General features: G+C 63.9%; 24 protein-coding genes and 2 pseudogenes. 11 read left to right on the top strand and 15 right to left on the bottom strand.

The features are described 5' to 3' along the window. Positions 1–13: 13 nt before the first annotated feature. Positions 14–1,192 carry an MFS transporter gene (locus tag IQ26_RS12355; RefSeq protein ID WP_145717291.1) on the bottom strand — a complete coding sequence of 393 codons (1,179 nt, stop codon included), beginning with the start codon at positions 1,190–1,192 and terminating at the stop codon, positions 14–16. 192 nt (positions 1,193–1,384) lie between these two features. Between IQ26_RS12355 and IQ26_RS12350 the strand changes: the two genes are divergently transcribed. The 5 genes and pseudogenes from IQ26_RS12350 to IQ26_RS41440 form a co-directional block, all read left to right on the top strand. After that, positions 1,385–1,741, top strand: coding sequence for an ArsR/SmtB family transcription factor (locus IQ26_RS12350; RefSeq protein WP_145717289.1), 357 nt, complete (start codon positions 1,385–1,387; stop codon positions 1,739–1,741). A gap of 59 nt (positions 1,742–1,800) precedes the next feature. Next, positions 1,801–2,559, top strand: a complete 759-nt coding sequence (locus IQ26_RS12345) for a metallophosphoesterase family protein (RefSeq protein ID WP_145717287.1) — start codon at positions 1,801–1,803, stop codon at positions 2,557–2,559. A gap of 397 nt (positions 2,560–2,956) precedes the next feature. After that, positions 2,957–3,823 (top strand): SH3 domain-containing protein, encoded by an 867-nt coding sequence (locus tag IQ26_RS12340; RefSeq protein WP_322791161.1) that lies wholly within the window; start codon positions 2,957–2,959, stop codon positions 3,821–3,823. 398 nt (positions 3,824–4,221) lie between these two features. Beyond that, positions 4,222–7,719 (top strand): carbamoyl-phosphate synthase large subunit, encoded by a 3,498-nt coding sequence (gene carB, locus IQ26_RS12335; protein ID WP_145717283.1) that lies wholly within the window; start codon positions 4,222–4,224, stop codon positions 7,717–7,719. A 249-nt stretch (positions 7,720–7,968) separates the two neighbouring features. Next, a pseudogene (locus IQ26_RS41440) lies at positions 7,969–8,223 on the top strand (DUF262 domain-containing protein); the annotation flags it as partial. Between the two features lie 31 nt (positions 8,224–8,254). Here the strand turns inward: IQ26_RS41440 and IQ26_RS39685 are convergent. The 3 genes from IQ26_RS39685 to IQ26_RS12320 are packed head-to-tail and all read right to left on the bottom strand — an operon-like array spanning position 8,255 to position 9,313. Further along, the gene (locus tag IQ26_RS39685; RefSeq protein WP_167522680.1) at positions 8,255–8,398 is read right to left on the bottom strand and encodes a RidA family protein; all 144 of its coding nucleotides are present in this window, start codon (positions 8,396–8,398) and stop codon (positions 8,255–8,257) included. A gap of 60 nt (positions 8,399–8,458) precedes the next feature. After that, positions 8,459–8,923, bottom strand: a complete 465-nt coding sequence (locus IQ26_RS12325) for a hypothetical protein (RefSeq protein WP_145717279.1) — start codon at positions 8,921–8,923, stop codon at positions 8,459–8,461. After that, positions 8,924–9,313, bottom strand: coding sequence for a DUF6152 family protein (locus IQ26_RS12320; protein ID WP_145717277.1), 390 nt, complete (start codon positions 9,311–9,313; stop codon positions 8,924–8,926). It abuts the gene before it with no gap. A 623-nt stretch (positions 9,314–9,936) separates the two neighbouring features. Between IQ26_RS12320 and IQ26_RS12315 the strand changes: the two genes are divergently transcribed. Beyond that, positions 9,937–10,257 (top strand): DUF1476 domain-containing protein, encoded by a 321-nt coding sequence (locus IQ26_RS12315; protein ID WP_145717275.1) that lies wholly within the window; start codon positions 9,937–9,939, stop codon positions 10,255–10,257. A gap of 18 nt (positions 10,258–10,275) precedes the next feature. On the opposite strand, the gene IQ26_RS12310 is transcribed toward IQ26_RS12315, so the two are convergent. The 4 genes from IQ26_RS12310 to IQ26_RS12295 all read right to left on the bottom strand — a co-directional run bounded on the left by IQ26_RS12310 (position 10,276) and on the right by IQ26_RS12295 (position 13,210). Then, positions 10,276–10,827 (bottom strand): DUF4142 domain-containing protein, encoded by a 552-nt coding sequence (locus tag IQ26_RS12310; protein WP_145717273.1) that lies wholly within the window; start codon positions 10,825–10,827, stop codon positions 10,276–10,278. Between the two features lie 97 nt (positions 10,828–10,924). Beyond that, the gene (locus tag IQ26_RS12305) at positions 10,925–11,668 is read right to left on the bottom strand and encodes a DUF899 family protein (protein ID WP_145717460.1); all 744 of its coding nucleotides are present in this window, start codon (positions 11,666–11,668) and stop codon (positions 10,925–10,927) included. A gap of 176 nt (positions 11,669–11,844) precedes the next feature. Then, positions 11,845–12,333, bottom strand: coding sequence for a GNAT family N-acetyltransferase (locus tag IQ26_RS12300; RefSeq protein ID WP_145717271.1), 489 nt, complete (start codon positions 12,331–12,333; stop codon positions 11,845–11,847). Further along, positions 12,326–13,210, bottom strand: coding sequence for a lytic transglycosylase domain-containing protein (locus tag IQ26_RS12295; protein ID WP_145717269.1), 885 nt, complete (start codon positions 13,208–13,210; stop codon positions 12,326–12,328). The genes IQ26_RS12300 and IQ26_RS12295 overlap by 8 nt, the downstream gene beginning before the upstream one ends. 179 nt (positions 13,211–13,389) lie before the next feature. On the opposite strand from IQ26_RS12295, the gene IQ26_RS12290 reads away from it, so the two are divergent. Beyond that, on the top strand, positions 13,390–13,959 hold the full coding sequence (locus IQ26_RS12290; protein WP_145717267.1) for a methylated-DNA--[protein]-cysteine S-methyltransferase: 570 nt from the start codon (positions 13,390–13,392) through the stop codon (positions 13,957–13,959). A 176-nt stretch (positions 13,960–14,135) separates the two neighbouring features. On the opposite strand, the gene IQ26_RS12285 is transcribed toward IQ26_RS12290, so the two are convergent. Then, positions 14,136–14,462: a hypothetical protein gene (locus IQ26_RS12285; RefSeq protein WP_145717265.1), complete on the bottom strand. Its 327-nt coding sequence runs from the start codon at positions 14,460–14,462 to the stop codon at positions 14,136–14,138. 328 nt (positions 14,463–14,790) lie between these two features. On the opposite strand from IQ26_RS12285, the gene IQ26_RS12280 reads away from it, so the two are divergent. Then, positions 14,791–15,003: a cold-shock protein gene (locus tag IQ26_RS12280; RefSeq protein WP_023678332.1), complete on the top strand. Its 213-nt coding sequence runs from the start codon at positions 14,791–14,793 to the stop codon at positions 15,001–15,003. Between the two features lie 427 nt (positions 15,004–15,430). Here IQ26_RS12280 and IQ26_RS12275 read toward each other — a convergent pair whose 3' ends face one another. The 3 genes from IQ26_RS12275 to IQ26_RS12265 form a co-directional block, all read right to left on the bottom strand. Beyond that, positions 15,431–16,042 (bottom strand): glutathione S-transferase family protein, encoded by a 612-nt coding sequence (locus IQ26_RS12275; protein WP_145717263.1) that lies wholly within the window; start codon positions 16,040–16,042, stop codon positions 15,431–15,433. 112 nt (positions 16,043–16,154) lie between these two features. Beyond that, positions 16,155–17,009 carry an EAL domain-containing protein gene (locus IQ26_RS12270; RefSeq protein WP_145717261.1) on the bottom strand — a complete coding sequence of 285 codons (855 nt, stop codon included), beginning with the start codon at positions 17,007–17,009 and terminating at the stop codon, positions 16,155–16,157. Further along, positions 17,006–17,899, bottom strand: coding sequence for an EAL domain-containing protein (locus IQ26_RS12265; protein ID WP_145717259.1), 894 nt, complete (start codon positions 17,897–17,899; stop codon positions 17,006–17,008). The genes IQ26_RS12270 and IQ26_RS12265 overlap by 4 nt, the downstream gene beginning before the upstream one ends. A gap of 210 nt (positions 17,900–18,109) precedes the next feature. Between IQ26_RS12265 and IQ26_RS12260 the strand changes: the two genes are divergently transcribed. Next, the gene (locus tag IQ26_RS12260; protein WP_145717257.1) at positions 18,110–19,312 is read left to right on the top strand and encodes a pyridoxal phosphate-dependent aminotransferase; all 1,203 of its coding nucleotides are present in this window, start codon (positions 18,110–18,112) and stop codon (positions 19,310–19,312) included. 62 nt (positions 19,313–19,374) lie between these two features. On the opposite strand, the gene IQ26_RS12255 is transcribed toward IQ26_RS12260, so the two are convergent. Further along, a complete protein-coding gene (locus tag IQ26_RS12255; protein WP_145717255.1) occupies positions 19,375–19,770 on the bottom strand; it encodes a (R)-mandelonitrile lyase in 396 nt (131 codons plus the stop codon). A 344-nt stretch (positions 19,771–20,114) separates the two neighbouring features. On the opposite strand from IQ26_RS12255, the gene IQ26_RS12250 reads away from it, so the two are divergent. Both IQ26_RS12250 and IQ26_RS12245 read left to right on the top strand, forming a co-directional pair. Then, positions 20,115–22,166 carry an elongation factor G gene (locus IQ26_RS12250; RefSeq protein ID WP_145717252.1) on the top strand — a complete coding sequence of 684 codons (2,052 nt, stop codon included), beginning with the start codon at positions 20,115–20,117 and terminating at the stop codon, positions 22,164–22,166. A gap of 808 nt (positions 22,167–22,974) precedes the next feature. Then, positions 22,975–23,473, top strand: a pseudogene (locus IQ26_RS12245) (methyltransferase family protein). A gap of 170 nt (positions 23,474–23,643) precedes the next feature. On the opposite strand, the gene IQ26_RS12240 reads toward IQ26_RS12245, so the two are convergent. Next, a complete protein-coding gene (locus tag IQ26_RS12240) occupies positions 23,644–24,540 on the bottom strand; it encodes a LysR family transcriptional regulator (protein ID WP_126034322.1) in 897 nt (298 codons plus the stop codon). 89 nt (positions 24,541–24,629) lie between these two features. Continuing rightward, positions 24,630–25,604: a thioredoxin-disulfide reductase gene (trxB, locus tag IQ26_RS12235; RefSeq protein WP_126034323.1), complete on the bottom strand. Its 975-nt coding sequence runs from the start codon at positions 25,602–25,604 to the stop codon at positions 24,630–24,632. Positions 25,605–25,772: the final 168 nt, after the last annotated feature.

Genomic DNA, 25,772 nt, shown 5'->3' with positions numbered 1-25,772 from the left:
CAGCAGCCAGACTTTATTCGGCCGGCATGGCGACCGCCCGGGCCGCCCGGTGACCGGCCAGCACGACGCCGAGCCCCACGATCGGGAACACCGCCGCCACAAGGCCGAGATCGGCTGGCGCACCATAGCGCAGCACCGCGCCGCCGACGACGGCGCCCAGCGCCACGCCGAGATAGAGCGCCGAGGCGTTGAGCGACAGCACGATGGGTGCCGCGTCGGGCGCCAGCCTGATGATGCGGCTGGCCTGCGCCGGCGGGAAGGCCCAGCCGACAATGCCCCACGGCACCATCATGGCCATCAGCGCCGGTCCGGCAATCTCGCCCGGCAGGAATGTCGGGATCAGCGAAAGCGTGACCAGCATGACCGCGCTCAGCGCCAGCGACCAGCTGACGGTGCGCGTCGCGCCGAAGCGGTCGGCGGCCTGCCCGCCGACGATGTTGCCGATGACGGCGCCGACACCGAAGGCAAGCAGCATGCCGGGCAGCGCGATCGGGCTCAAGCCCCCGCCTTCGATGGCCAGTGGTGCGACAAAGGCAAAGACCGTGAAGGCGCCGGTGAGTGCCAAAAGCGTGGTCAGCAGGATCGATGGCACGCCGGGGCGAAGGGCTGCGGCCAACCGCTGCCCGAGCGGCAGCCTGGTGCCGACGATGCCGCGCGGCAGCCGGTACCACAGGATCGCGCCGGCCAGCGCGCCGAGACCGGCAATGGCAAAGAACGTGCCGCGCCAGCCGGCGACGGCCGCGACAAGCGCCCCGAGCGGCGCGCCGACCGCCACCGCAACCGTCGTGCCGCCAACAACGACGGCAATGGCGCGGGCGCGGTGATGATCGTCGACAAGCGCCACGGCCGTTCCTTGCGCCGTTGCCGCGAACAAGCCGGACGACAGCGCCATGACGATGCGCGCGATCAGCAGCAGTTCGAAGGACGAACTCAGCGCCGCAGCCAGATTGCCCAGCACGAAGAACACCAGCGTCCACAGGATGACGCGCCGCCGGTCCCACTCGCCGGTGAGCGTCGCCAGGATCGGCGCACCGATCGCATAGGCGAGCGCAAAGGCGGTGATCAGCGTCCCGGCGAGTGGGACGGAGATGGCGGCATCGGCCGCGATGTCGGGCAACAGGCTTGAAATGACGAAGCCTTCGGTCGCGATCGTGAATGACCCGAGCGCAAGCCAGATGAGGCGCTTATCCATGGATTCTTCCTTAGTTCAAAAGTTATTGAACAATTGGACATAACAGGGCATGATGTCAATGAAGCCTCGCGAAAATAGCTGACCCCTGCTGACAGCCCTGTGTCAGGACAAGGCGTGAATGGAGAGACTGTGTGCGTCCACCAAAGGAGGAGATGCGTTGAAATCGGCCCCGATTGCGCTTAATTCTCCGGCATGACCTTGCCCCATCCCACCGCCGACCAGATCAGCCTGCCGAACGTGCTTGCCGTGCTCGGAGACCCGACGCGGCTGGCCATCGTGCGCTATCTCGCCAGCAAGGAGGGCGTGCCGCTGAACTGCAGCCAGTTCCTCGATCTCGGCTCGAAGACCAATCTGAGCTATCATCTGGCCAAGCTGCGCGAGGCCGGCGTCACCCGCGCCGAGGTGGTCGGCACCAGCCGGCTGATCACGTTGCGCCGCGACGATCTCGACCGCCGCTTCCCAGGCCTGCTCGACAGCGTCATTGCCGCTGCCGTCGACGATACGGCACTGCCCGTGGTCGGCGCCCACGAGATCAAAATCCACGCCTGAAGGTTTCTCCCCGCTTCGCGGGGCGAAGGAAACGCTGCCCTGCCCACGGAGCTACCCTTATGCGCATTGCCGTCCTCGCCGATATCCACGGCAACATCCTGGCGCTGGACGCCGTGCTCGACGATCTGCGGCAGCGCGGCGGCGCCGATATTGTCGTCAACCTTGGCGATTGCGTCTCCGGCCCGCTCTGGCCGCGCGAGACGTTTGCGCGGCTTGAGGCGCTGAACCTGCCGACGGTGCGCGGCAATCATGACCGCCGTGTCGCCGGCGATCCGCTCGACGACGCGATGTGGCCCTCGGACCGCTACGCACATGACCGGCTGACGTTGGCACAGCGCGAGGCGCTGTTCGCCTTGCCTCTCACGCTGGAGATCGCGCCTGAGGTGACCGCCTTCCATGCCCGGCCCGACCATGACGAAAAATATCTGACCGATACGATGGCCGATGGCCGGCTGGTGCGCGCGCCGCTCGCCGCCATCAAGCGAAGGCTGGCCGCGCTCGACCCGGCTTGCCGCATCGTGCTGTGCGGCCACAGCCACCGCAGCGAACTGATCCGCATTCCCGACGGCCCGGTCGTCTTCAATCCGGGCAGCATCGGCTGCCCCGCCTACAACGATCCAACACCGCCGGCGCATGTTTCCGAGCAAGGCTCTCCTCACGCACGCTACGGCATCGTCGAATTGGGCGAGCAGGGCCGCCCCGACCGCTTCGAGGCCATCGCCGTCGACTACGACCACGAGGCGGCGGCGCGGCAGGCCGAACAGGCGGAACGGCCGGAATGGGCCCACGCGCTGCGCACCGGGTTTATATCAGGCTGAACGCGGAACGCGTTTATGCCAGGCTAAGCGAAGCTCATGCCTCCAGGCTGAGCGAGGCACGAGTTCATGCCAGGCTGAGCGAAGCTCATGCCTCCAGGCTGAACGCGGAACGCGTTCATGTCCGGCTGAACGTGTTCATGCCTCCAGGCTGAAACGCGTTCATGCCGTCCAGCTGAGCGAGGGCTGAACTTGTTCATGCCCGGCCGAACACCTTCATGCCGGGGCCGCATTTTCGGGGTTACCTAGCGCCGTGTCGTCGCTTATAAACCGGCTTGGCATGCGGTGGCGCTTCCGTGCCTGGCCGCGCCCTTCGGCAATGCAATCTATCGCCCACGGCCAGGTGATGAGGCGCACAATTTCGCTCCGAACGACGCTGCACGTGCTGATTGCCACCCCCTTGCTGCTGACGGCGCTGCTGCCGGCCAGGGCCGAGGAGGTCGTTTCGATCGTGACCGACCTCGCTCCGGGCGATCTCCTGAACGTCCGCGCCACGGCATCGGCGATGGGCAAGATCAAGGCCCGGCTGCCGAATGGCACGAGCGTCAACAATCTCGGCTGCAACGACGTCAACGGCTACCGCTGGTGCAAGGTTGCGGAGATTGACAACCCGCAACTGACCGGATGGGTTCCCGCGCGCTACCTGAACCCCGAGAATCCGGCGGCCGTTTCGGATGACGATGCCGAGACGACCAGCGAAAGCGCTGCTCCTGCAGCCGAGGCCTCGAACCCGGCAGCCGCAGACCAGCCGCTGCCCGACCTGACGGCGCGCCTGGGCGCGACCGGTCCCGAACCCACGATGACGGCCGCTGAGGCCATCGGCAGGGCGGCCATCGAGGATGCTTACCGCCTGGCGCTCGCGGCCAGCGCAAACCCGTCGACCGGGGAGATAGCCGCGTCGGACCAGCCCATCCAGAATCGCGCTGCCAATGCGGCGCCTCCGGCCGACGCACAAGCCGTTGCGCGGTTGCAGCCGCCAAGGACGCCGATCCCTGGTGCCGGCAACGAGATTCCCTGTGCGCGCTATGTCGGCCAGCCGATGACCAGCTGCAAGGCAGGCGTCGTGCACACGGGCGACAAAGCCGAGGTGACCGTGACCTGGCCCGATGGCGGCACGCGCGTGATCAGCTTCCAGGCCGGCCTGCCGGCCGGTTCCGATGCGCCCGGCGAATTCCGCTACACGCGCGAGGGCAGCCTGAACATGATCCGCGTCGGGGTGTCCGAACGCTTCGAGATTCCTGATGCCGCCCTGGCGACCAGAGGCTAGGTAGCATCTCGCTATGCCTATGCGGCACCGCGGCCGAACCTTTCGGAACGCCGGAGGGACAGCGCCCCCCTCTGTCCTGCCGGACATCTCCCCCACGAGGGGGGAGATTGGCTGCTTCGCCGACAACGCCTCTTTCTTGAGTGGCTATTGGCGAAATCAAAGACGAAGGCCGATCTCCCCCGTGTGGGGGAGATGTCCGGCAGGGCAGAGGGGGGCGCGACGGAATGAGGCGCTTGTTTGCTCAAGAAGCCCCACACAACCCGCATTTTAGGGGGTTACATCAGGCAAAACTCTTCCCTATAAGGCCCTCCTAGCCTGATACCAGAATCGCGAGCACAACCGGCCGGGTCTTCCCGTCCGGTTTTTCGTGCAAGCCGCCTGCCGAACGGACCCTCAATATGCCAAGACGCACCGACATCAAGTCGATCCTGATCATAGGGGCCGGCCCCATCGTCATCGGTCAGGCCTGCGAGTTCGACTATTCCGGCACCCAGGCCTGCAAGGCGCTGAAGGAAGAGGGCTTTCGCGTCATCCTGGTCAATTCCAACCCGGCCACCATCATGACCGACCCGGAGCTGGCCGACGCCACCTATATCGAGCCGATCACGCCCGAAGTGGTGGCCAAGATCATCGCCAAGGAGCGGCCGGACGCGCTGCTGCCGACCATGGGCGGCCAGACCGCGTTGAACACGGCGCTCTCGCTGCGCCGCATGGGCGTGCTCGACCGTTACGATGTCGAGATGATCGGCGCCGACGCCACGGCCATCGACAAGGCCGAGGACCGCGCTTTGTTTCGCGAGGCGATGAGCAAGATCGGGCTGGAGACGCCGAAGTCGATGCTGGCCAACGCCACCGACGTCAAGAACGCCGACCGCAAGACGCATGAGGCCGAGCGCGCAGCGCTGAAGGCCGAGAAGCCCGACAATCTCGACGCCGCGCTCGACGCGCTGGAAACGCGCTGGAACCTCGGCGAAGGCGACCGCAAGCAGCGCTACATCAGCCACGCCATGGCGATCGCGGCGCAGGCGCTCGACCATGTCGGCCTGCCCGCCATCATCCGCCCGTCCTTCACCATGGGCGGCACCGGCGGCGGCATCGCCTACAATCGCGCCGAGTTCTACGACATCGTCCAGTCCGGCCTCGACGCCTCGCCGACCACCGAAGTGCTGATCGAGGAAAGCGTGCTCGGCTGGAAGGAGTACGAGATGGAGGTTGTCCGCGACAAGGCCGACAACTGCATCATCATCTGCTCGATCGAGAACATCGACCCGATGGGCGTGCACACCGGCGATTCGATCACCGTCGCCCCAGCGCTGACCTTGACCGACAAGGAATACCAGATGATGCGCAACGCCTCGATCGCGGTGCTGCGCGAGATCGGCGTCGAGACCGGCGGCTCCAACGTGCAGTTCGCCGTGAATCCTGCCGATGGAAGACTCGTGGTGATCGAGATGAACCCGCGCGTCTCGCGCTCCTCGGCTCTCGCCTCCAAGGCGACCGGCTTCCCCATCGCCAAGATCGCGGCAAAGCTCGCCGTCGGCTATACGCTGGACGAGTTGGAGAACGACATCACCGGCGGCGCCACACCCGCCTCGTTCGAGCCGTCGATCGATTACGTCGTGACAAAAATCCCGCGCTTTGCCTTCGAGAAATTTCCCGGCGCCGAGCCGGTGCTGACCACGGCGATGAAGTCGGTCGGCGAGGTCATGGCCATCGGCCGCACCTTTCAGGAATCGCTGCAGAAGGCGTTGCGTGGGCTCGAAACCGGGCTGACCGGCCTCGACGAGATCGAGATCCCCGGCATCGCGCACGGCGCCGCCAGCCATGCCGACGACCGCAACGCCATCCGCGCCGCACTGGGCACGCCGACGCCCGACCGGCTACGCATGGTGGCGCAGGCGATCCGCATGGGCACCTCGCTCGAAGACGTGCACGCCATGTGCAAGATCGACCCGTGGTTCCTCGAACAGATCGCCGGCATCCTGGCCATGGAAGCCCGCATCCGCGAGCATGGCATTCCGCAGGACGCCGCCAATCTGCGCATGCTGAAGGCGATGGGTTTTTCCGATGCGCGCCTCGCGTCCCTGGTCAGGAAAGACGTGGAAGAGATTCAGAAGATTCGCGAAAAGCTCGACGTTCATCCGGTTTATAAGCGCATCGACACCTGCGCGGCCGAGTTCGCCTCGCCCACCGCCTACATGTACTCGACCTATGAAGTGCCCTTCGCCGGAGCGCTCGCCAACGAGGCGCAGGTCTCGTCGCGCAAGAAGGTCGTCATCCTCGGCGGCGGCCCGAACCGCATCGGCCAGGGCATCGAGTTCGACTATTGCTGCTGCCATGCGGCGTTCGCGCTGCGCGAGGCCGGCTTCGAGGCGATCATGGTCAACTGCAATCCGGAGACCGTATCGACCGACTACGACACGTCAGACCGGCTCTATTTCGAGCCGCTGACGCCGGAGGACGTGCTGGAGATATTGCGCGCCGAGCAGGCGTCGGGCGAGTTGGTCGGCGTCATCGTCCAGTTCGGCGGCCAGACGCCGCTGAAGCTGGCCGACGCGCTGGAGAAGGCCGGCATCCCGATCCTCGGCACCTCGCCCGACATGATCGATCTGGCCGAGGATCGCGACCGCTTCCAGAAGCTCTTGCACAAGCTCGGCCTCAGCCAGCCGAAGAACGGCATCGCCTATTCGGTCGAGCAGGCCCGCCTCGTCGCCGGCGAGCTCGGCTTCCCGCTGGTGGTGCGCCCGTCCTATGTGCTCGGCGGCCGCGCCATGCAGATCATCCACGACGAGGGCATGCTACAGACCTACCTGCTCGACACCGTGCCCGGCCTGGTGCCGGAGGACATCAAGCAGAAATATCCCAACGACAAGACCGGCCAGATCAACACGCTCTTGGGCAAGAACCCGCTGCTGTTCGACACCTATCTGTCGGGCGCCATCGAGGTCGATGTCGATTGCCTCTGCGACGGCAAGTCGACCTTCGTCTCCGGCATCCTGGAACATATCGAGGAGGCCGGCATCCATTCGGGCGACAGTGCCTGCTCGCTGCCGGTGCACTCGCTGCCCTCGGAGCTTGTCGACGAGCTGGAGCGCCAGACGGCGGCGCTCGCCAGCGCGCTCAATGTCGGCGGGTTGATGAACGTGCAATACGCGATCCAGGACGGCACGGTCTATGTGCTGGAGGTCAATCCGCGGGCGTCGCGCACCGTGCCCTTCGTCGCCAAGACCATCGGCCGGCCCATTGCAAAGATCGCCGCCCGCATCATGGCCGGCGAGAGCCTCGAAGACGCCTTCGCCCATTACGGCGCCATGCCCGACCCACGCAATCCCGGTCACATCGCGGTCAAGGAAGCGGTGTTCCCCTTCGCCCGTTTCCCCGGCGTTGACATATTGCTTGGCCCGGAAATGCGCTCGACCGGCGAGGTCATGGGTCTCGACCGCGACTTCGCGCTGGCCTTCGCCAAGAGCCAGTTAGGGGCTGGCGTCGACCTGCCGCGCTCCGGCACGCTGTTCGTCTCGGTGCGCGACGAGGACAAGAAGGGCATATTGCCGGCGGTGAAGCGTCTGGCCGGCCAAGGCTTCAAGGTGATGGCCACCTCAGGCACCGCGCGCTTCCTCGCCGAAAACGGCGTCGTCGCCGAGAAAATAAACAAGGTGCTGGAAGGCCGCCCGCACATCGAGGACGCCATACGCAATCGCCAGGTGCAGATCGTCTTCAACACCACGGACGGCCAGAAGGCGGTGTCGGACTCCAAGTCGCTGCGCAGGGCGACGCTGATGCAGAAAGTGCCGTATTACACCACGCTGTCGGGTGCGGCTGCGGTGGCGGAGGCTATTGCGGCGCTGAAGGCGGGGAGTTTGGAAGTGAGGCCGCTGCAGGAGTATTTTGCGTGAGAGCTTTCTTTTCCCGTTCAATGGGGAGAGATGCCAGCACGCAGATGAGGGGCGGCGCCGACCTTCAAACAGCTGCACGGTCCCAGCGGAGGATAATCATCCTCGATACGAGCCTTAGAGGTCCACACTGGCAAGATTTGTTTTCATTCCCTTATTCTTGCTGATGGACGGTGTATCTCATATTCTTAGCCGCGAAAATTGAAAACCTAACCGGTCCACGCTGTTTGAGATCAAGGAACAAGCAAAACAATGAGAAAGCCTGATCGAAGCAACTATACACCTTTAGATTTTCTGCAATGGGATGAGGCTGGAACATTAGCCATTTCTCCAAAATTCCAGAGACGAGGCGTTTGGAGCCGGGCAGCCCAGTCGTTTCTAATAGACACGTTATTACTTGGCCTTCCTGTCCCCCCAATTTACCTTCGAGTCACTCAGGATCCAATTAAGAAGGCTCTTGTTCGCGAAGTTGTGGATGGACAGCAGCGCGTCAGTGCTATTCTCGGATTCATGAGGGACAAATATTCCTTGACGAACCTCACGCCACCGCGACACACTCGATCTCGATGTCGAACTCCATTGGCCACGACGCCACCGAGACGAAGCTGCGCGCCGAACACGGCAGGGCGAGCGACCGCACCTTGGCCGACATCACCGGCACCTCGATGACTTTCTTCTTCATGGCAAACTCCCGCTGAATGCATTTGCATGGAGCTTATCTGCCCGCCTGCTGCCCCTCGCCTCAGTTTAGAAACCCAATAAACCGTCCGGCGAACAACACGCACGTCCACAGCACCAGCGAGAGCACGGCCAGCACGGTGACGGTCCCACCAGCCGGCTCGTCACCGCCTTTTGCGTGGCGCACAAACGCGAGAAAGTTGACGCCCGCGAGCAGGATAAGCCCCATCTTGGCGAGGAAAACCGGCATCGCCGCATACTCCCTCGCCCTGACAGAAAACAGCAGCGCCCCCGTGACAAGCGCCCCGCCAAACGCACATAACGCCACCCGGCGCAGCAGCGCCACGAACGCCGCCCGCGGCAACGAGCGGAAGGCGCCGATGATCCTGAGGTCCATGAGCCAGACGCTGGTCAACAGCGCGCCGGTCGATAGGATGTGCAGCGCGTTGACGATGGGGTAGGCGACGAAGGAGGCCTTCAGTCCCCGCACGAAGGCGAGTTGCTCGATGCCGGCAAACAGCGCGTCCATTCAGGCCGGCGGCACGCGGTCGGAATAGACATCGTAGGTCTTGCCGCCGACGATGATGCGCACCGCCTTCATGCGTTTTTCTTTCTCGTCGAGCGAGCGGTTGCCGATCGCGGTCACCTCGTCGCCGACCTTGGCGACTTCCTCGGTGAAGCCGGCGGCGATCGTGCGGGACGGCGGCGCCATCTCCACCCGCCAGGCCTCGCCCTCCACGTCGACATCCAGCGTGGCGTGCGGATTGCCGATGTAGATGGCCGTGATCCTGCCCCGCAGTTCGAAGAACCCGTCCTCAGTCCACGACCAGCCGTGATGGGCGTAAGCCGCGGTGCCGGCGGCAAGGATCGCTGCCGCTGCCAGCGTGACGCTACGAATCCCGTTGAAAGGTGACTGCATCGCTCGTCTCCTCGTCCCGCCATTCGAGAGTAGGTCACGGCGCGGCAACGTCAAATCACATCGGTGCGAAGGCCGTCGGCGGCGCTGCCGATCTCCCCCCTTGCGGGAGTGGTCCGCGCAGCGGACGGAAAGCCAATTGCTTGGCTTTCCGAACGACGAACGCCCGGCAGGGCAGAGGGGTGCTGTGCTGGGTGCTGCCCCTCCAACTTCTCAAGGCCTGGGTTCCTCGCCCCCGTGAAGCGCAGGGCAATCGCATATGGATTTTTTGCGAAGAGGACCCCCACCCTAACCCTCCCCACAAGGGGGAGGGAACGCTGCCGCGCGCCTTTCCTTCCCTCTTTGGCGTCGAAAGAGCGGCATTTTGCTGAGGTTAGCGCCACGGAAGTCTCCCTCCCCCTTGTGGGGAGGGGTTAGGGGTGGGGGTACATCGTAGAGCGAAAGCCTTGGCTTTTCATCTGCGATTGCCCTGCCGTGAAGCGGGGGAGAGGAACCCAGGCTGGAATGAAGCTGCGACATGAACGGTCCGGCCTTGCTTATGACATCCATGCACGCCATGTTCGGCCTCCCGCTCTTCCAGTCCACCGGATGAAGGTCGGAGACTCAACCCCCGAACGAGGCAAACCATGAGCAGTATGAGAGACCGTCAGGAAGGCTTCGAAAAGAAGTTCGCGATGGACGAGGAGACGAAGTTCAAGGCCATGGCGCGCCGTAACAAGCTGCTCGGCCTGTGGGCCGCCGAAAAGCTCGGCAAGACCGGTGAAGACGCTGATGCCTATGCGAAAGAGGTGGTGCGCTCGGACTTCGAAGAGGCAGGCGACGACGATGTGTTCCGCAAGGTACGCGCCGATTTCGACGCGGCGGGCGTCGCCCAGTCGGATCATCAGATTCGCAGCGCCATGGCCGAACTGCTGGTGACCGCGGTCGAGCAGATCAAAACGAGCTGAGCACTCGCTGTCGGCAGTCTAGCTGTGCGCGGCCGCCAGGTTCTTCAGGTGCTTTTCATGCATCCGCAGCGTCGGTAGCGTTTTCTTGGCGAATTCCTTCAGCGCCGGGTCTTCGCCCGACTGCGCGTAGGTCGAAAACAGCGCCAGCGCCTGCTTATGCGCCTCGGTCTGCAGGAGGATGTATTTCGCCTGGAATTCATCGCCGTCGAGCTTCCTGAGCTGGTCGAGCATCGCCTGGTCTTTCGGCTCCAGAGCCGGGCCGCTCGGTGTCACCGAGGCCGTGGTCTGGCTCTGCTCGAGCGCTGCCTTGAGATCCTCGCCAGCCTTGGTGTGGTCCTTGACCATCAGCGCGGCGAATTCCCTGACATCGGCGGCGACGTTCTTTTGTTCGGCCAGCCTGCTGCTTTCAATCTCGAACCGGTTGGCGCTGGCGGCCGTATTCGAGAAAGTCTCGGTGTCGATCCTGGTTTCCTCGACAGCAGGGATGTCGGCCGGGGCGTCTGATTGGGCGAAGGCCGCCGGCGCGCCGGCAAGCAAAGCGACCATGGCGATGGTGAGATGCGTTTTCACAGGAAAATCTCCGGGTTCGTGATCCTCGGAGTCTCCAACGCGACACAGGCGGCGAAGTTGCGCGCCTTCCTTCTCCCTTGTGGGAGAAGGCAAGGCCTCAATGGCAGCAGGCGCCGGCATATTGCAGCTGTTCGTCCCAGTCCGGCCGGCCCTCCGGGGTAAAATCCATCAGGTTCCACAGGATCTCGCAGGTGCCGACGGCGCGCGGGTCCTGGCCGGGCTCGGACGGCGCGAAGCCAAGCTCGGAGCTCCAGAAATGGCGGATGCCGTCGGCTTCACGATGGAACACCGACAGAACCGGAAGCTGCGCGCCATCCTCCGCCTCGGCGTGATAATCGCGCTTGAAGCTGTTGGCGGCCGAGGAGACCAGCCGCATGTTCTTCCAGCCGCGGTCGCGGCCAAGCGTGATCATGTTTTCGAGCGCGGTCTTGCCCACCACGGCGAAATTGAAGCCGGCGGCCTCGAGATGGCCAATGGCGCCGTCGAACTGGTCGAGCAGCGCCGTGCAGGACGGGCACGGCTGATCGGCCCGCGCGAGCTTCGCGGTGCCGCCACTGGTCGCCACGTCGCGCGTCTCCTGCGGATGGCGCGGAAACATCATCGAGTAGACGATCAGCGTGTCCTTGCCAGGCGAAAACAGCTCCGACAATTTTATGCGGGCCGGCTTGCCGTCGGCGCCAAGCCCGTCGAAAACATAATCCTCAGGCACCAGCCCGCCGGGCGGCAGCGCGCGGCGGGCGACCGCCACGTCCTCCATGACCCGGCGCAGCTCGATCTCCTTCCGCAGCAGCTTTTCGCGGGCGGTGCGGTATTTGGCGGATTCGTTGGGAAAGGTGATCATCGTCATCTCCATCATCCGTGGTTTTGACGGCGCGCGGCAACGCGCCTTACCTCTCAAGGACGTATGGCGAAGCAGGGTTCCGACATTTTTGCGCAAGCGAGGAGCAATCGCTTCCGGTTTGCGCCGACTTCGGCAATTGGCGGTCGAGCGTTCGCTTTGCCTGAAGCGATTGCCCCTCACCCCGCCCAGTCGACTTCGAACATCCCCAGCCGCTCGTAGAGCCTGACGGCGGCGGCGTTCTCCACCGTGTTGGTTTTGAGATCGACATGCGCGGCGCCGCGCGCGCGAAAGGCGGCGAAGACGTGCCACATCAGCGCTTCGGCGATGCCCCGGCCGCGCGCCTCGGGGTGGACGGCAAGGTCTTTCACGAAGGCCCTCGTCCAGCACAGCGCCGCGCCCGCCAGCCGGCCCTTGCCGTCGATAACCAGGAAACACAAGGCAGGGTCGAATTCCGCGTCGCTTGAAATGCGCGGCCACCATTCGTCGAACGGCCCGTCGGCGCCATCGTCGAACACGGCGGTCAGCAGCGCATGCAAGGCGCCCGCGTCGGTGGCCTCGAAGCCGCGCATGACGAAGCCTTCCGGCCAGCGCGGCGGGGCAAGCGTATCGTCGAGGATCTTGCGCAGCCTGATGTCGTTTGGCGCCGGCGGGCGCGGTTCAGGCATCGGGCTGCAGGCGACGCCTAACGCGGTCGCGGCCAAGGCCGGTTTCTTCCAGCATGCCCTTGCGCTTGGCGTCGTAATAATAGCCGCTCTGGTAGAGCCGGTCGGCGCGCTTGGCGTTGCCGCCGGCCACCAGCCAGGCGCCGCGCAGATATTTCACCGCATATTTCAGATTGGTCTCGGCGTCGAACAACCCCTTCGCCGGACCCTCATAGCCCATGCCGCGCGCCGTCGCATGCTTGATCTGCATCAGCCCCCAATGGCCGCGATTGTAGGCCTTGGGATTGAAGGTGCTTTCGCGGCTGACGACGCGGCGCACCAGATCGACCGGCACCTCATAAAGCGCGGCATATTTCTCGATCAGCCGCTCGAGCTCGCCGCGCGGCCCCGTCGAGTACTCCCTGGCAGGGCTGGTCGAAAGCAGGGCGGACGGGTTCTCAGGCACGGCATAGGCGACCTGCTGAACGCCGGGCATCGTCTTGCCTGTCTCACCGGTGACCGGCACGGCGGCAGCGGCCGTCGCATGGACAGGTGCCGCGCCGGCTGGCGCCGCGTCGGCCGCCATACCCGAAGATGCCGTGGCAGCCAGCGGGGTCGGGCCGGCAAAAGCGGCCGGCTGGGCAGGCGTCGCGGCGGTGTCGACAGGCAATGCCGCCGTCTGGACAGGCAATGCCGCCGTCTGGACAGGCGCGATACCGGAGGATTCTGGCAGCACCGAAACCGTGTCGGGCAACGCCAGCGCAAAACCGGCATCAGCGTCCGCCGCAGTGGTCTCAGTCAGCGAAGGCGCGGCCTTCATCTGCGCGGTCGAAGTGCAGCCGCTGAGACCGGCCGCAGCGAGCATCACGCCGATCGCGGGAAAGATGATTTTTGCTGGCAAGCCGCGCTCGGGTCCGGTTCGTCTGTTAAGAAGTCCTTACACCAGCGCCCTGGTCCGGGCAATCCGCAGCCTGCTGTGGACTTCAAGTGGTTTTCGGGTGGCAACGGCAACCTGAAAATGCGATATCTCGTTCTCGATATGTACCGGATTCCATCCGTTCCTTCGGAAAGGAGCACATCATGGAAAGCACCTCCCAGGCCACCGTCGGCCACGCCGTCTTCGAAACCGTGATCGGCTTCATGGGCATCGCCTGGAGCGAGGCCGGACTGACCCGGCTCTGCCTGCCCCAGCGCAACCGCGACGCGGTGGAACGCCGGCTCTTGCACCATGCCGGCATCGCCGCTTCGAGCGCCCGGCCGCAATGGGTCACCGAGCTGATCGCGTCGATACAGGCCTACGCGGCCGGCGAAGACGTCGATTTCTCCGGCGTGCCGGTCGATCTCACCGGGGTCGACGATTTCCGCCTCGCCATCTACGACGCGGCGCGAAAGCTCGCCTTCGGCGAGACCACCACCTATGGCGAGCTGGCCAGGCGCGCCGGCCATGCCGGGCTGGCGCGTGAGACGGGCGCGGCGCTCGGCGCCAACCCGGTGCCGCTGGTCATCCCTTGCCACCGCATTCTTGCCGCCGGCGGCAAGATCGGCGGTTTTTCCGCGCCGGGTGGCTCGACCACCAAGGAAAAGATGCTGGCGATGGAAGGCGTGCGCGTCGGCCCGCCGCCGCCGGCGCAAGTGTCGTTCGGATTCTAGGCATGTCGATATTCAGGTGATGCCGGCCTGCAAATGGCAGTTTCCTGCGCTTCCGGTACTCGCGCACCCGAACGTGCGCTGCGTTCCGGTTCTCGGAACCCACCATTTTCGGCTCGGCCTGACCTGAATCTCAACACGCCCTGGAGCATCATCCGGACCGTCTGCGACGGAAGACGCTAGTCCTGCAGGATGCGCCGGCGGAAACGCCGGTCCGTGTCCACCCGCTTGCATTTATAGACGATGCAGGAGTTCGTGTCGGCGCTCGGCACCGAAGCGCGTGCCCTGACTTCGCCGATGTCGCAGAAACGCTGGCTCCGCACATAGCGGTCGTAGAGCGGCAATCCCGGCGTGCGCGTCGACTGGTAACGCAGGATGACTGCGCCTTCCCGCGCGATCGTCGCCCGCACCCTGCCGCAGCTCATGCGGGTCGGGTCGTAGCGCGAGATCGCCTGCGCCTCGGCGGCCACCAGCATCAGGCAGGCGGCAAGCAGAACAGTTTTCATGGTCCTCTCCCAAAACAGGACCGGACGCTCGAAGGCGGCGCGGTCCTTCCCCCGCAACGTGCGCGTAAGCGATGCGACCTCCGCAACACGCGACGCTGCAACGCTTTCACGCGATTGGGGCGGCCGTTGGGCAGCGCCGCATCAGCGCCTTTTTTCGCGCAGTCTTGTTTTTTGCACGGAAGCGGACTATATCAGGTCCATTGATATTTCGGCCGATCGATCCGGGCCTCGCGATATTCGCGTTTGCTGACGTCTATCTCCAAAATCTCGATACAAACCGGCTGGACTTCGGTTCGGTCAAGCTAAAGCAAACGTAAGGACTATCGAAATGGCTACAGGTACGGTCAAGTGGTTTAATTCCACCAAGGGTTTCGGCTTCATCCAGCCTGACAGCGGCGGCGCGGACGTTTTCGTCCACATCTCCGCAGTCGAGCGCGCTGGGCTGTCGACCCTGGTCGAAGGCCAGAAGATCAACTTCGAGATCGAGCAGGACCGCCGCACTGGCAAGTCGTCCGCTGGGTCTCTGAGCAAGGCAGCCTGATTTTGCGAATGGCGCGTGCCGGAGCGAGAGCTCGGGGCGCGCGCGGCAAGTCACGGATGTACTGACGGTCGCGCGAGAAGCGCGCCGGAGCGGAAGGACCCGACAAGCCGAAGCAGCAGATTGCTGCCGGCCCGGCCAAAACGCTCCCGATCAGGCTACCAAGCATGGGAAGGCGGGATTTTGTCCCGCCTTTTTGCTGTCCGGATTTCATCTCTGTTCGGATTTTGCGCCACGGCCGAAGGCCGCAAGCCCGACCGGGCGTCGCGCCATTACAGCGCCGCGCGTCCTCTCGGACGCGCAAAGGACGCTGTAACACTTTGATTTTGCTCATGATCCTTACCGAAAATCGAAGTCGTTTTTCGGGGTCATGCGCTGGCGTGCCCCGTCCGGAGCGGCCGCGAAGCGGCGACGAGCGTGAGGACAAAGACTACCCCAGCCATTCTATCGGCACATGCCCTGGATCGGCCTCGACCCGCCTCAGCCAGGCCGCCACCGCCGGATAGGCGTCGAGCTGAAAACCGCCCACCTCGGCAGTATGCGTATAGGCGTAGAGCGCGATGTCGGCGACGCTCAGTGCCTCACCGGCAAAGAACGCACTGCCTTCCAGATGCTTGTTCATCACGCCGAGCGCCTTGTTTCCGCGCTCCAGCGTCACCGCCAGCCGTTCCGGCGTGGCGTCCTTGGCCCGTTCGGGAAAGGTCAGCAACGCCTTGCGCACCGCGATATAGGGCTCGTGGCTGTACTGCTCGAAGAACAGCCATTGATAGGCCAGTGCCCGCTCGTATTTGTCGGCCGGCAGGAACCGCGTGCCTTCGGCGAGATACAGCAGAATGGCGTTGGATTCGGCCAGCCGCCGGCCGTCGTCGAGTTCGAGCAGCGGCACCATGGCGTTCGGGTTCTTGGCGACATAGTCGGGCTTGCGCGTGTCGCCGGTATGCGAACTCACCTCGACATTGGTGAAGGGGATGCCGAGCTTGGCCATCAAAAGGCGCGGCTTGTAGCAATTGCCGCTGTCGATCATTCCATAGAGTATGGTCATTGGTGCTCCCATCGCCGCTCCCCAGCGGGACGGCGCTTACCGGCAATTATCCCGGCAGCATCGGCTTCATCCAGTGATTTGTTTTGGCGCAACCATCAGCGCCGCTGATACATCACCCGAACAGCGGCACGACCTTGTTGTCCATGCCGAGCAGCGTATCGACGGGCAGCGGCTCCTCGTCGAAGACCGTACCGGCCAGCGCCGGCCGCGCCAGATGATAGCCCTGCAAAAGATCGACGCCGCCATCCAGCGCGACGCGCAGATGGGTGGATTGCTCGATCCCTTCGACCAGCACCTTGGTGCCGCGGTCGTGCAGCGCGGAGACCAGCGGCCGGAAAAATCGTTCGGCGGCGGCATGGCGGCAGAATTCCGCGAACCAGGTGCCGTCGATCTTGACGATGTCGGGCTGGACAAGGGCGACCCGTTCAGCCGTCGAATGCCCCGTGCCGAAATCGTCGATGGCGATGCGGATGCCGTCGCGCCGCATCTCGCGCGCCAGGCTGACGAGCACCTTGTCGTCCGCGGCCTGCTCGGTGATCTCGCAGACCAGCATGCCGGGGTGCAGGTCGAACTCGGCGAGGTGCCTGGTCATCAGCCTGATCTCGGCCAGCGCCCGCCCAGGATGATCGTTGATCAGCGGATTGTAGTTGAAGAACAGGTCGAGCCCGTCGACGCCGATGTTGCGGAAGTTCCTGAGATGCAGCACCTGGCACATCGTCTCGACGAAAAAGCGATCCGGCGCCGGTACGCCCTCGAAAAACGCGGGTGGCGCGACCGGCCTGCCGGCGCGGTGCGGCTCGATCAGGCCTTCGACCGCGACGGCCTTCAAAAACTCGCCGCGCGGCGCGAAGATCGGCTGATAGGCGCTCCGCAGCCGGAACGCGCCATAGACGCCGTATTCGATCCCGACCTCGTCGGCAAAGATCGCCTCGCCGACATTGCGCCGCCTGTCGGGCCGCCCGGTCATGGCGCCACCTTGCGCCCGAAAGCCCGTTTCGGCCGCGGCGAAGGCGAGACAGTCGCAGGCGCTTCGCCGGCATCGGGCACTGTCACAGGCGCCTGTTTGTCCTTGCCGAAGACGTGAAAGCTGGTCGGCGCAAGCTCCGGGCGCGCCAGCGCGAATCCCTGCACCATCGAGGCTCCCGATTTCTCGGCCAGCTCAAGCTGCCAGCCTTCCTCGATGCCCTCGAACACCGTGCGGATGCCTTGCTGTTCGAAGCTTGCCACCATGGCGGTCAGCAAGGCGAAGCCAGCGCCGGACTCCATCAGTTGCATGATCCAGTGGGCATCGAATTTGACGATGTCAGGCCTGAGTTCCTTGATGCGGTTGATGTCGGACTCGTCGGCGCCATAATCGTCGACGGCAATGCGAAACCCGTTGGCCCTGAGCGCCTCGATGAAATTGTAGAGCGTTTCCTGTGACGCCGACTTCTGCTCGGTTACCTCGCAGACGACGCGCTTCGCATCGATGCCAGCTTCATGCAGCACCAGCCGCATGTCACGCAGTGCGCTGTCGGCGATGCTGCGCTCGGTGAACACCGATGGATCGAAATTGATGAAGATGGACGCCTCCTGCGGCAGGCAGGCGCCGGCGTTCAAAAGGTGAAGCGTCCTTGTCAGCGCTTCGATATGCAAGCGGTCGACCGGCGGACAGGTGCTGAAGAAAATCATCGGCGACTGCGGCTCGCCGTCACGGAACGGCCGGATCAGCCCCTCGAATGCGGTGACGGACAATTTGCCGTTGCTGAAGGCGAAGATCGGCTGGAAAGCGCTCTGCAGCATGTAGATGCCCCAGACACCGCTGGCGGTGCCGTCATCATGACGGACGATATGGGCAAGCCCGATGCTGCGCGACACGGTTCCTCGCTTTGCGAGACTGGCGGAATGGTGTGATCCGGCCGTCCGGGGTTTTACCGCCAGGAGGTGAATTTATTGTTGCCGGATTTGTCATTGCCGAGGATTTGAGGTCTGGCGCATCCGACAATGCTTGCGCTTGGCGGAATGATGCGACATGAGAGACGCCGCGGTCGGACGGACCGCCCAAGCCCACAAGGAGACACCATCGTCATGGCCTTTCTTGCCGACGTCCTTTCCCGCGTAAAGCCTTCCGCGACCATCGCAGTGACGCAGAAAGCGCGCGAGCTGAAAAGCGCCGGCCGTGACGTGATCGGGCTGGGCGCCGGCGAACCGGACTTCGACACGCCGGACAATATCAAGAACGCTGCAATCGAGGCCATCCGCCGCGGCGAAACGAAATATCCGCCGGTTTCCGGCATCGTGCCGCTGCGCGAGGCGATCGCGAAAAAATTCAAGCGCGAGAACAATCTCGACTACCGGCCGGAGCAGACCATCGTCGGCACCGGCGGCAAGCAGATCCTGTTCAACGCCTTCATGGCGACGCTGAACCCGGGCGACGAGGTCATCATCCCGAGGCCGTACTGGGTCAGCTATCCCGAGATGGTGGCGATCTGCGGCGGCACCCCGGCCTTTGCCGACACCACCATCGACAACGGCTTCAAGCTGACGGCGGCGGCGCTCGAAGAGGCTATCACGCCGCGCACCAAATGGCTGTTGATGAACTCCCCGTCGAACCCGTCGGGCGCCGCCTACACCGAGGCGGAATTGCGCGCTCTGGCCGACGTGCTGTTGAAGCATCCCCATGTCTGGGTGCTGACCGACGACATGTACGAGCACCTGATCTATGGCGACTTCGTCTTCAAGACCATCGCCGAGGTCGAGCCGAAGCTTTATGAGCGCACGCTGACCATGAACGGCGTCTCGAAGGCCTACGCCATGACCGGCTGGCGCATCGGCTACGCGGCCGGGCCCGTGGCGCTGATCAAGGCGATGGACATGATCCAGGGCCAGCAGACCTCCGGCGCCTGCACCATCGCGCAGTGGGCGTCGGTGGAGGCGCTGAACGGTCCGCAGGATTTCATTGCGAAAAACAAGGCGATCTTCCAGGCTCGGCGCGATCTCGTCGTGTCGATGCTCAACCAGGCGCGCGGCATCACCTGCCCGTCGCCCGAAGGCGCCTTCTATGTCTATCCGTCCTGCGCCCAGTTGATCGGCAAGAAGACCAAAGCCGGCAAGGTGATCGACAGCGACGAAGCCTTCTGCTCGGAGCTGCTCGAGGCCGAGGGCGTGGCGGTCGTGTTCGGTTCGGCCTTCGGCCTCGGCCCGAACTTCCGCATCTCCTACGCCACGTCGGAGGCGTTGCTCGAAGAGGCCTGCACGCGCATCCAGCGCTTCACCGCCTCGCTGACCTGATCAGGCGCATCTCGAACACCAAAACCCGGCCGCGAGCCGGGTTTCTATTGGGCTCAGAAGCCTCAGCCGCCATATTGCTCGTCGGTCACCTTCTCCAGCCATTCGGCGTGGACGCCGTCGAGCGCCTCCTGCATGGCGATATGCTCCATCGCCGATTTCGGGCCGGCGCCGTGCCAGTGCTTTTCATCGGGCGCGAACGAAATGACGTCGCCGGCCCTGATTGCCTGTATCGGTCCGTTCCAGCTTTGGGCGAAGCCGGCGCCTGACATGACATAGAGCGTCTGGCCTAGCGGATGCGTATGCCAGTGGGTACGCGCGCCAGGCTCGAAACCGACCATGATGGCGCGCAGTCGCGCCGGCGCTTCCCTCTCGATGATCGGCGTCTGCAACACACGGCCGGTGAAGTACTTTTCCGGCGCAATGACGGTCGGCACGCTGCCGCAGGCAATGATCTTCATCGTCGCGATTCCTCAAGCTGACGGCGGATCGGTCGGCGACGACCGTTCCTTTTTTGCCAGGAAACGGGCACTTTCGTCTGATAACCCTCATGGCGCAACCACTTTTGCGGCTTTTCGGCGACTGGCTCTGTCGCCGATTTGATGGGAAGCCCAGGCCCGCATCCGACGGCTTCGCCGATCATGGCTCAACATCCGCGGTATCAGGCCATCCTCAAATCCCTTGCCCTCCCGGCTAACCCGTGGGACGATGCTCTTGGGTAGGTGGCGAACTGAAAAAAGCCCCGCCCGCGACGGTCGACAGGCCGGCCGCCGCTCCCAGGGAAACGCCTGAGTGGAGGTCAGTCATGGGAACTCGCGCCGGAGGACGACGCACGGGACCGAAATGCATTGCCATAGTCGGTCCCTTTGCAAGCGGTAAGACGACACTTCTCGAAGCCATATTGGCGCGCACGGGCGCCATTCCCCGCCAGAATCCCGTTTCCTCGGGAAACACCGTCTCCGATCATTCGCCTGAGGCACGTGCCCACGCCATGAGCGTCGAGGCGACCTTTGCCACCACCGAATTCATGGGCGAGCAGCTCACCTTCGTCGATTGTCCCGGCTCCATCGAATTCTCCTTCGAGGCAGAACCGGTGCTCGCCGCCTGCGACATCGCCGTGGTCGTCGCCGAAGCCGACGAGAAGAAGATCCCTGCCCTGCAGCTGATCATGCGCAAGCTCGACGATCTCGGCGTGCCGCGCATCCTGTTCCTCAACAAGGTCGACAAGGCGATATCAGGCGTGCGCGACACGCTGAAGATGCTGCAGCCGGCAAGCTCGGCGCCGTTGCTGCTGCGCCAGATTCCGCTGCGCAAGGACGGCGTCGTCATCGGCTCGATCGATCTGGCGCTGGAGCGCGCCTACATCTATCGCGAATATGCCGAAAGCGAGATCGCCCAGATTCCGGGTGACGAAAAGGCGCGCGAGCTGGAGGCGCGCTTTTCCATGCTGGAGACGCTCGCCGATCATGACGACCAGTTGATGGAGCAGCTGCTCGAAGAGATCGAGCCGCCGAAGGACGCGATCTTCGACGACCTCGCCGCCGACCTGCGTGACGGCGCGGTGACGCCAGTGCTGATCGGCACCGCCGAGAAGGGCAACGGCGTGCTGCGCCTGTTGAAGACGATCCGCCACGACGCGCCCGACGTCGAGGCGACCCGCAAGCGCCTCGGCGCACCCGACGGCAACGCGACGGTGATCCAGGTGATGAAGACCATTCACACCGCGCATGGCGGCAAGCTGTCGGTCTCGCGCATCCTGTCCGGCCAGCTTGCCGACGCCGCCGAGCTCTTCCTTTCGAACGGCGCCACGGCAAAAGTCTCCGGCATCTACAGAATGCTTGGCAAGGATCAGTCCAAGCTCACCTCGGCCAAGGCCGGCGACACGGTCGCGCTCGGCAAGCTGGACGACGTCACGACCGGCCAGACACTGAGCTCGGCCAAGGGCGGCATCAAGCCGTTGGTAACGCTGACGCCGCCGCAACCGGTCTTCGCCTTCGCGCTGCGCCCGAAGGAGCGCAAGGACGAGGTGAAGATGTCGGCGGCCATCCAGCGCCTTGCCGAGGAAGATCCCTCGCTCAGCCTGCGCCACAATCAGGATTCGGCCGAAACCGTGCTGTCGGGCCATGGCGAGATGCATCTGCGCGTCGTGCGCGAGCGGCTGGAGGGCAAGAACCAGATCCCGGTCGAAGGCCATCCGCCGGCCGTGCCCTATCGCGAGACGATCCGCAAAACGGCGCAGCAGCGTGGCCGCCACAAGAAGCAGTCGGGCGGCCATGGCCAGTTCGGCGACGTGGTGATCGAGATCAAGCCGCTGCCGCGCGGCTCCGGCTTCCAGTTCACCGATACCATCACCGGCGGCGCCGTGCCGAAAACCTATATCCAGTCGGTCGAAACCGGCGTGCGCGACTATCTGAGATCCGGGCCGCTTGGCTTTCCGGTGGTCGATGTCGCCGTCAACCTGTCCGATGGCTCCTACCATTCCGTCGATTCGTCGGACATGGCCTTCCAGATGGCGGCGAAGCTGGCGATGAAGGAAGGTATGGCCGCCTGCTCGCCAGTGCTGCTCGAACCGGTGATGAAGGTCGAGATCGTCACGCCGTCCGACGCGACCTCGAAGATCATCGCCCTGATCCCGCAGCGGCGAGGCCAGATCCTCGGCTACGATGCGCGGCCCGGCTGGCCGGGATGGGATGTCGTCGAGGCGACCATGCCGCAGGCCGAGATCGGCGACCTGATCATCGAGCTGCGTTCGGCGACCGCGGGCGTCGCCAGCTATCGTGCCGCCTTCGACCACATGGCCGAACTCACCGGCCGCCTGGCCGACGAGGCCCTGAATGCCAGTGGCAAGGCTGCCTGACACCGGATTTTGCCGACAGTATCTCGGCCAATACACGGAAGCGGCGTCCGGAATGATCCGGACGCCGCTCTCTTGCGGACCGTCTTCGTGGGAGGCGAAACGGCAGGTCCGCCGCATGTACCGCCAGCGCCTGATGCTGCGGCGGAAGAATGGTTCGGACGCGGTAGCCGCCTGAGCCCGGGTCGTCCGAGTGATGCCCCCATCTCCCGCACGAACCACACCGCGTCCTATGATCTGCTTAGTCGATGCTGGGCGCTTGCGATATGTTACCTGAGGTTACATGTCACTGTTACGTGACAATTTCGGTCGGCCTTCCGTCGGCACCGGCAGCCTTCGGGCAACAAAAAAGCCGGATCAACGAAGATCCGGCTGAGTTTGATTGGAAGTGCCTGTTAAGGCTAACCTCCAGAGGGGAACACTCAAGGGCGCTAATGGGAGGAGAACGCGCCCAGGAGATGATATATATATGTGCTCATCATGCCCAAGAAACAAGCATCTATTTTGCAACACACGCATGCAAAAAGACGCAGGCTGTGGTCTAACCCATTCTTTGACCCCATAGGACCAGCAGAATCGTCGAAATGCAGTGTGCGGTCGGCCAAGAATCATTGCGAAACAGCGAATCAGAGCCGATTCTTGCTCCAAGGCGCTGAAAACAACGGATGACGTCGAATCGGGCAGCACGCGTTATTTTTGCGGCAATCGCGCATCGCCCCGAAAATCGGTTCCTATTTTGCTGCGCTGACCTTCGGTTCGGAAAGCACGATGCGCAGATTCGAAAGTGCAAGTCGCTTTAGAAGGAGCCTCGATGAGGACACGTCAGGCGATCGCCGGCAGCGCGCTGTTCTTCATCGCAGCGCCCGGCGTGGTCGCGGGATTGCTGCCCTGGCTGTTGACCGATCGCTATCGTCTGCCATGGTCGACCTTGCCCGGCTTGGTCCCGGTCGGCTGGGTTCTTGTTGTCGTCGCGACGGCCTTGCTGCTTCATGCCTTCACCCGTTTTGCGCTCGAAGGCCTGGGCACGCCGGCCCCGGTCGCGCCGACGGAGCGACTGGTTGTCGGCGGCATCTACCGCCATGTCCGCAACCCGATGTATCTGGCGGTGCTGTCCGATCATCCTTGGCCAGGCGCTGCTGTTTTCGAGCTGGGTTCTCGTCGCCTATGCCATTATCGCCGCCATCGCCATGGTCTCGTTCGTGAAGTTCCATGAGGAACCGACGCTTGCCCGCCGCTATGGCGCCGACTACGAGTCCTACCGCCATGCCGTTCCAGGCTGGCTGCCTCGCCTGACACCGTGGCGCGGGTGAGCCGGGAAAACAGAGCTGCGCCGTTTCAGGGTGTGTTGAGATTCAGGTCAGGCCGAGTCGAGAAGGGTGGGTTCCGAGAACCGGAACGGAGCGTACTTTTTGGTACGTGAGTACCGGAAGCGCAGGAACCCGCCGTTGGTAGGCCGGCATCACCTGAATATCGACATACCCTAGAACGACCAGCTGCGCGCCTTGGCGATAATGAAATCGCGGAAGACATGCAGTTTCGCCTGGTTCTTCATCGCGTCGGGATAGGCGAAATAGGTGTCGAAGGACGGCACCTCGGTCTCCGGCAGCAACTGCACCAGCCCTGAGTCCTTGCTGATGACATAGTCGGGCAGCATGGCGATGCCGGCGCCACCCTGTACCGCGCGCTTGATCGACAATATGTCGTTGATCTGCAGCGTCGGCACCCTTTGCCCGCCTTCGAAATCGCCGACCGTTTCCAGCCAGTTCAATTCCGACAGATGCGCCGGCACCGGCACGCCGAAGGTGACGATGCGATGGGTTCTCAACTCGGCGATCGACTCCGGCTTGCCATATTTGTTCACATAGGAAGGAGCCGCGTAGAGGTGGAAATGCACGGTGAACAGGCGGCGCTGGATGAGATCCGGCTGCTGCGGCTGGCGCAGCCGGATCGCGCAGTCCGCCCGGCGCATGGTGAGATCGAGTTCCTCGTTCGCCAGGATCAACTGCAGGCTGATCTCGGGATAGAGATCGATGAATTCCTGCACGCGCTCGGTCAGCCAGCCGGCGCCGAGCCCGACCGTGGTCGTTACCCTGAGCACGCCGGAGGGCCGGTCCTTGGCCTCGGTCAGCCGCGACTTGATCGTCTCCAGCTTCATCAGCACGTCATGCGCCGTGCGGAACAGCATCTCACCCTGCTCGGTCAGCACCAGGCCGCGGGCATGGCGGTTGAACAGCGGCACGCCGACGTCATGCTCGAGCGCGCTGACCTGCCGCGAGATCGCCGATTGCGACAGATGCAGTGTCTCGGCGGCATGGGTGAACGACCCTGCCTCCGCTGCAGCATGAAACACGCGTAGCTTGTCCCAGTCCAACGCCATGATGCCCCTCGTTCTGTTTTTGGCGTCTGCCTGTTTTTAGCCCCTGAATGAAAAATCAGGCTTTTGCGCGGCTTTCTCAGCCCGCTTCCTTACTCCGCCGCTTCGCGGTGAACTTCGATCCCCGCGAGATACTTTTCCGCCTCGAGCGCGGCCATGCAGCCGAGCCCGGCCGCTGTCACCGCCTGGCGGTAAATGTCGTCGGTCACGTCGCCGGCGGCGAACACCCCCGGCACGTCGGTGCATGTCGAATCCGGCGCCGTCCACAGATAGCCGTTCGGCTTCTGCTTCAGCTTGCCGGCGAACAGCTCGACCGCCGGCGCATGGCCGATCGCCACGAACACGCCGTCGACCGTCAGATGCATCTCCTGACCGGTCACCAAATTGCGCAGCTTCAGCCCTTCCACCGACGGCGGCAGCGGCATCTTGCCGGACTGGCCGGTGATCTCGTCGACGACGGTATCCCAGATGACGCGGACATTGTCCTTCTTGAACAGCCGCTCGCTCAGGATGCGCTCGGCGCGGAAGTCGCTGCGCCGGTGGATGACCGTCACGCTCTTTGCCAGGTTGGAAAGGTAGAGTGCCTCCTCCACCGCAGAATTGCCTCCGCCGATCACCGCGACATCCTTGCCGCGATAGAAGAAGCCGTCGCAGGTGGCGCAGGCCGAAACGCCGAAGCCCATGAAGGTCTGTTCGCTCGGAATACCCAGCCATTTCGCCTGCGCACCGGTGGCGATGATCAGCGCGTCGGCGGTATAGATGGTTCCGGAATCCCCCTTGGCGCGGAACGGGCGCACATTGAGGTCGACCTCGGTGATGATGTCGTTGATGATGTCGGTGCCGACATGCTCGGCCTGTTTCAGCATTTGCTCCATCAGCCACGGACCCTGGATCGGATCGGCGAATCCCGGATAGTTTTCAACGTCGGTGGTGATCATCAGCTGACCACCCTGCTGCAGACCGGCGACCAGCATCGGCTTCAGCATGGCGCGGGCGGCGTAGATTGCCGCCGTATAGCCGGCGGGGCCGGAGCCGATGATGAGAACGGGTGCGTGCTTGGTGGTCATGGACAGGCCTTCACAACAACCGGACGCGAATGAAGCGTCCGGCACAGGGGTCGAATATCGGCTCTAATCTAGGTGTTGCAGACGACGCCAGCAAGACGACCTGGCCTTCGTCCCCGGAAAGCTTCGGCACAAACAGGCGATCCATGAACATCTTGCCCGGTGACCTGT

The sequence above is a fragment of the Mesorhizobium tianshanense genome, from assembly GCF_007830515.1.
In the GTDB taxonomy this organism is placed as follows: domain Bacteria; phylum Pseudomonadota; class Alphaproteobacteria; order Rhizobiales; family Rhizobiaceae; genus Mesorhizobium; species Mesorhizobium tianshanense.
This window is presented reverse-complemented; position numbering and strand designations above follow the sequence as displayed.